The organism is Streptomyces sp. NRRL S-31, assembly GCF_000718775.1.
In the GTDB taxonomy this organism is placed as follows: Bacteria; Actinomycetota; Actinomycetes; order Streptomycetales; family Streptomycetaceae; genus Streptomyces.
This window is the reverse complement of record NZ_JOCB01000101.1, coordinates 24861-30860: the sequence shown is the minus strand read 5'-3', so window position 1 is coordinate 30860 and position 6000 is coordinate 24861. Positions and strand designations below refer to the sequence as shown.

3 protein-coding genes are annotated in these 6000 nt (G+C 70.1%); 1 reads left to right on the top strand and 2 read right to left on the bottom strand.

What is annotated here, in order from left to right; genetic code table 11:
* On the bottom strand, window positions 1-191 hold a 191-nt coding region (locus IF37_RS45295), incomplete at its 3' end, for a hypothetical protein (RefSeq protein ID WP_216725860.1).
* 1014 nt (window positions 192-1205) lie between these two features.
* On the opposite strand from IF37_RS45295, the gene IF37_RS0131355 reads away from it, so the two are divergent.
* On the top strand, window positions 1206-3671 hold the full coding sequence (locus IF37_RS0131355; protein ID WP_158727417.1) for an OTU domain-containing protein: 2466 nt from the start codon (window positions 1206-1208) through the stop codon (window positions 3669-3671).
* A 1505-nt stretch (window positions 3672-5176) separates the two neighbouring features.
* On the opposite strand, the gene IF37_RS0131350 is transcribed toward IF37_RS0131355, so the two are convergent.
* On the bottom strand, window positions 5177-5746 hold the full coding sequence (locus IF37_RS0131350; RefSeq protein WP_030750265.1) for a TetR/AcrR family transcriptional regulator: 570 nt from the start codon (window positions 5744-5746) through the stop codon (window positions 5177-5179).
* Window positions 5747-6000 lie beyond the last annotated feature (254 nt).

Genomic DNA, 6000 nt, shown 5'->3' with positions numbered 1-6000 from the left:
ACGAGATCACCCAACTGGAGGAAGCCGGTCTGCGCGTCGGGGAAGCCGACAGCACCGACAGACGCATACTCCAGAACCCGGCCGACCCCGGAGCAGCAGCCCCGACCACAACGAGCACCCAGCACCAGCCCCCCGACAAGGAAGAGGAGCTGCTGACCTGGATCCGAACGTTCCTCCTCCCCCTGGGGCATGACGGAAAACGTCTCAGCGACAGCAGACCCCCCGGAACCCGACTCCAAAAAGACACACGCAGCCCCGACAGGGACGAGAAGTCAAAGCTCCGCACTTGGCTCCACAACGCCAGCAATGCCTCGGGGCGGACGGCGTCACCGAGGGTGCGTGCAGCCCTGGAAGCCGCCGCATTCACCGTGGAACCCCTGCCGGACGGCAAGGTGAGAATCGGCTTCTCAGAAGATTCCGACGGCCGTTACCAGGCGTCCCGGGAGGAGGTGGTGAATGCGATCCGGGACCTCCTTCACCCCCTCAACGAGGACGGAAACCGCGCCATCGACAACAACCCCCCCGGAACCCGACCCGCCCGGTACGACAAACGTTTCAAAATAGGCAGGTTTGACCTCGCTGAGTGGCTCCAACACGCCAGCAGTGTCCGGGGCGTGAAGGTGTGGCCGGAGACGCGTGCCGCCCTGGTAGCCGCCGCATTCACCCTGAAACCCCTGCCGGATACGGACGGCAAGGTGAGAGTGCATTTTGTGGAGAAGGGCGGTGCGGTGACTGGTAGTGCTCCAGGCGGGAAAGCCGGCACCACCGCTGCGACCGCGCAGGGTGCCGGGCAGGAGGGTTGGCCCGAGCAGTCGGACCAGCCCGGCCCCCGGACCGCCGCCAGATCTGCCAAGCGGCGCGGGGGCGGAAAGGCCAGTGAGCCCCGCAGGGGACGGGCTCGCGGCACGAACACCGGCCCCGAGGTCGGCCAGCCCCCCACACACGAACACGACCCCCGGGAAAGGGCCGGCGCGTCGGACCCCGCGAACGCGAGTGCGACCCGGGCGCCGGCGGAATTGGTCGACCGGCCGGAACCGGGCATGCCGGACACATGGGCAGGCCCGGATGCCCCGGCCCGTTCCCGCCCTGCCACAGTGGCGTCACCGGACACATTCTTCCCTCTGCTCGAGGACCCGGGTCGCGCACTGGGGTCCGAGTCGACTCAGCCGGGCGTCACCTCCGGTCCTCCCGCCGTTCCCACGCACATGGAGAACCAGCCCGATCAGTCGGGCCTGCCGGGCCTGCCGGGCCTGCCGGGCCCGCCGGACGAGCTGGCACAGTTCCTCGGGCTGGACGAACCGGCGCAGTGGTTCGGCTCTGAGCAGCCGGCGCAGTGGTTCGGGTCTGAGCAGCCGGCGGGGGGTTGGCCGGATCCGGGGGTGGCGGAGTCATGGGCCGGCCCGGACCAGGAGATGGACCCGTTCTCGCTCGCAGACATCGACTGGTCGGCGGGCGGCGTGGGTGATGCGCTGCCGGGGCCGGATGTCGGGGGGCCAGGGGACGCCGTGCCCGTCGGGGTGTTTGATCCCCTCGCGCTGGGTGATCCCTTCCTGCTCGGTGGGCCCCTGACGGCGGCAGCCGAGGCCGGCCCGCTGAACTGGCTGGGGCCGGAACACAGCGGTGAGTCGTTCATGCCATGGACGGGAACCGGTCTGCCGGACACTCGTGCCGACGGTGTGGGGCTGGACCGGCCGCAGGACGGCGGACCGGCTGGATCCACCGGGGCCGGCGTCGTGCCAATGGTGGGTGGGCCGGTCGGAGATCTGTCCGGTGGGCAGTGGTGGAACTCGGCCGAGCAGGAACGGCAGTGGCGGTCGGTGTGGAAGGAGGAGACGGTCGACCCGTCGGTGCGGCGGGCGGCGCGCGATCTCGGGTGGACGGTGTGGCAGGTACCGCCGGACGGTGACTGCTTCTTCCACGCGCTGATCGCGGCCGGGCAGGCGGCGGACCACACCCCCCTGCCCGAAAGCGTGATGGTGATCCGTGCGGAGCTGGCCGATGAGGTGGAGCGGGTCCGCAACATCCTGCTCTGGACAGGGGCCCTCCCGCCACGGCAGCGGGACGACCAGGCGGAGCCCTGGTGGTCCACGGTGCAGCAGAGCGTCATCAACATCCTGGCCCGGGAGGCGGCCTTGGCCGTGCTCCGCCCCGACCTCTTCTCCGATCCGGCTCAGAGCACCGACGCCGGCCGGCCCCGGCCCAGCGTCGAGGAGATCGAGCAGAGCGACGCCTTCCAGGATCTGGTCCAGGCCTTCACCGCGCTACGGGCGGACACCGGAGTGCTGCCGGAGGACTGGCAAAGCATCGCCGACCAGTTCCGCACACCCGGCCGATGGAACAACGTCTCTGGCGACATCGCCCCGGTGATCGCCGCCCACCTCTACGGAATCCACCTGCACACCCTCCAAATCGACCCCCGCGGCACCAACTGGACCCTGACCGTCGGCCCCACCCACGGCCAACCACTGCACCTGGTACGGCACGCCCACCACTGGATGCCCGCCAGACACCACACTTCCACCACCCCACAGCCAGCCCCGGCACATCCCCACCCCGCCGACCCCCCACTCCCGGCAGACACACCGGCCGCCACCCACCAACCACCCCCGCACCAAATTCAGAACCAGAATCAGCGCCAGCGGGTCGAAAACACACCACAAGACCGCCCGAAGCAGCGCAAATCCCCGACCCAGTGGACGGATGACCTGATCCTGGACGCCATCGACACGTGGCGGCACAATGAACACCCCGACGAAGAAGACTGCACCCAAATCCCCCCAGGGGAGGCTACCGTGCGCGTTCGCATTCCGAACACCGACAGGTACGAAGATGTCCGCATTGGTGCTAAAATGAACAAACTGATAAGTGTGGGTGTGAAAAGCGCGTCTCGGCGCCTGGTCGAGGGAATGGAAAAGCGCCATATCCACATGGAGGAAGTGGACGGCTTCCACAGGGTTGTTCGCGGGGCAGGTCAAAGGTATCGGTCCGAGTGGTCGATCGAACAGTTTGTGGCCGGTCTCGTGCACTGGCGAAACATGGCAGGCCCCAACGGCGAAGACCGCAGCAACGTACTCCCCAACCAAAAAGCCGAGGTGGTCCTTGCCGTTTCTGGCAGCGACACCCGTTCCGCCGTCCCCATCGGCTACATTCTGTATGCAATGCTGCGCGGCCTGAAAAGACTGACGGAAGCCGATATCGCCCTGCTGCGACAGCACGGCATTCACCTGTCGGAACCGGACAATGACGGCCGTCGCAGAGTCCTGCAAGACCCTGCGCAGACTGCCTCCGGCGGCATGACCGGGCCTGACCAGCAGCCAGCCGCGGAGACCGGCCGCCCCGGCATCACCACATCGGAACAAGAACAACAGCAGGGCACGGCGCGCGACGCGGCGACCTGGGAGTACGCCGACGAGGCAGCCAGGCAGGACCTCGAAGGCTTCGGCGACAGGCCGGCCGCGCACCCTGCCGCAGGGCGGACGCACGAGGGCGAGGAGAGCAGAACAAGGACTGTCGGCATACCTTCCGCCGACGGTCCGTCCCCGCACACACCACCCAGAGCGGCCGCCGACACAGCCCCTCCCGCAGGCATGCCCGCAGACGCCGGCACCGCAAAGCATCAAGCCATGTCGGTGGAGGACGACATCATGGCCCAGATGATGGGCTGGACCTGAATCGCCCAGAACAGCCCCACCCAGAACAACCCGCACGCAGTGGCCACGGCGAGCCGGCCGGACCACCACGCCTCGAGACGACCAGGACCGACGCCGTCTCCGGAGCCCGGCCAGCCCCCGACGCACGGTCTCGCACCCGTTGACGAGGCCGCTCCCTGCAGACAGGGGCCCGGGTTCTCCAGGTGGTCGTGTCCCGGCTGGTCAGCGGGGTGCGAGCTGAAGCGCGATGACCTGCTTGGGGGGCGGGGATCTGCAGCCTCGCGAGCAGGTCTCGCCGGGTCTTGGTCAGGGCGGTGACCTGCTGGAGGGTTCCAATCGACGGCCTTCATGTTGGTCGCGCTCATGGGAGGAACTCCTGCTTCCGAGGGGCACGCTCCCGCCCGGCCCGCTTCGGCACCCGGAATGTTGGCGGCGGACGACCGCAGCCGTACCGGCCGCGGAGACGGCCCACGGGGTACGCGTACCGAAGCTCGCCGCGCGCCGAGGATCACCGTCGGAGCCCGGTCTGACCGGACCACTGGAGTGTGCACCGCAGTGGTGCGGCGGGATTCCGGCACGCCGTCCGCCGGACCGGGTGTCCGGTGGACCGTCGGGCACCGGAAGCCCCGTCCTGTCATCCGCCGCTCCCGACCGACGGGGAGGGTCTGCGACCGCTCCGCCTTCGGGACGGCTCATGCGCCGGTGCACGCCGTCGTGGCGGGCCTGCGGCGTACGGGGGAGACGCCGCGCATGAGCCGTCCCGGGGGCCGGCCCGCGGGGGTCGGGCCGGAGTGAGGAGCCGTCGCGCGAGCGCCGACGACTCCGTGCGCCGGACGGCTGCCGGACGGGACCGGGCCATCCGCCGCGGCGGGAGGTGTGTGTCATTGGAACAGACCCTCCGGGGGGCTGTCCAAGCCGGTTTCGGCATGGCGCGATGCCGAGGTGGCATGCCCGACGAGGACCCGGCCGGGCAACCCGCGTGCTCTCCGCACAGGGTGGTGCGGGCGGGCACCGGCAGGGACCACTCACGCTCCCGGCCGGGAACGCGGACGGCCCGCGCACGCGGACCGTCCACCACCCGGCTCCCGCACCATGCCGGACACACCTCGCCGGGTGTGCGGGCGCGGGTGAGACGTCTGGGGCGTGGCCGCGCCCGGACGGCCGGTCGAGGACGGCCGGCACGTATCCGGTCCCGGTGCGGAACGGGAAGACCGGTCCGGGCGGCGCTCCGCCCGTACGGGCTCGTCGTACCGGCCCGGCTGTGTGGTCCGGGTACTGATCCGGCCCGCCGGCCCGGCCCTGTGTTCGGGCACTGGCCCCGCCGCGTCTGCCGCCCGCGAGCCTGCCGCGTCCGCCGGCACCCGGCCTCCGGAGCCGGTACGCGTACGAAGCACCTCCGGAGCCGGTACGGGCGCGAAGCGCTCACCGGCCCGGACGACGGCGGCGCGCGGTCTCTCCGGGCGAGCCGGTCCAGCGGGAGCCCGGCCCCCCGCGGAACACGTGTGCCCCGCGCCGGCACCGTCCGGTCACGCCCGTAGCGCGTCCAGCGCGATGCCGATCTCCTCCACCGCGGCCGTGTGCTCCCCCCAGGGCTTGGCCCGCAGGAATGCCCCTTCCAGCACGTCGAGGAGGAAGGAGGCGAGTACCGGGGCCGGGTGGCGCGCCGTGATCTCGCCCGTCGCCTGGCCCTGTTCGATGGTCAGGCTGATCTGGTCGGCCCACGCGGTCAGTGCCCTTTGCACGTTCCGGCGGACCTCCTCACCCGCGGTGGTGCTGTCGCCGGCGAAGCTGCCGAGGAGGCAGCCGAACCGCATTCCGGTCTCCCGGACTCGGTCCAGTTGTGCGATCAGGTGGGTGTGCAGTCGTTCCAGTGCCGGCCGGTCGGTGTGCAGGGCGGAGAAGTCGGTGGCCTGTGCGTAGCGGTGGACGATCTCGGCGGCGAGTTGCTGCTTGCTGTCGAAGTGGTTGTAGAACGAGCCCTTGGGTGTGCCGGCGGCTGTGGTGATGTCCTGCACGCTCGCTCCGTGGAACCCTTTGCGACGGAAGACCTCCGCTGCGTGGTTAAGCAGTCTGTTCTTCACACTCACCTGGGGCATTTCATGCTCCTCGCATCGTGCGGTCCGGGATCTGTCGCCCCGGCGGGTTCGGACATGGGGGCTCCTGCGGCGCGCTGGAGAACCGAATCAATATGACCAGTCGTCTTGCCAATCGTCAACGGCACCCTTTCGGCCGTCTCCCCGACGTCGTCACCGGGTAACCGCCCGCCCACCCGGCCGGTCCGGCGGCAACGGCGCCGCAGGGGTGGGATGCGCTCACATGTGTGCGTATCCGGCCCCGTGACGCCGTAGGT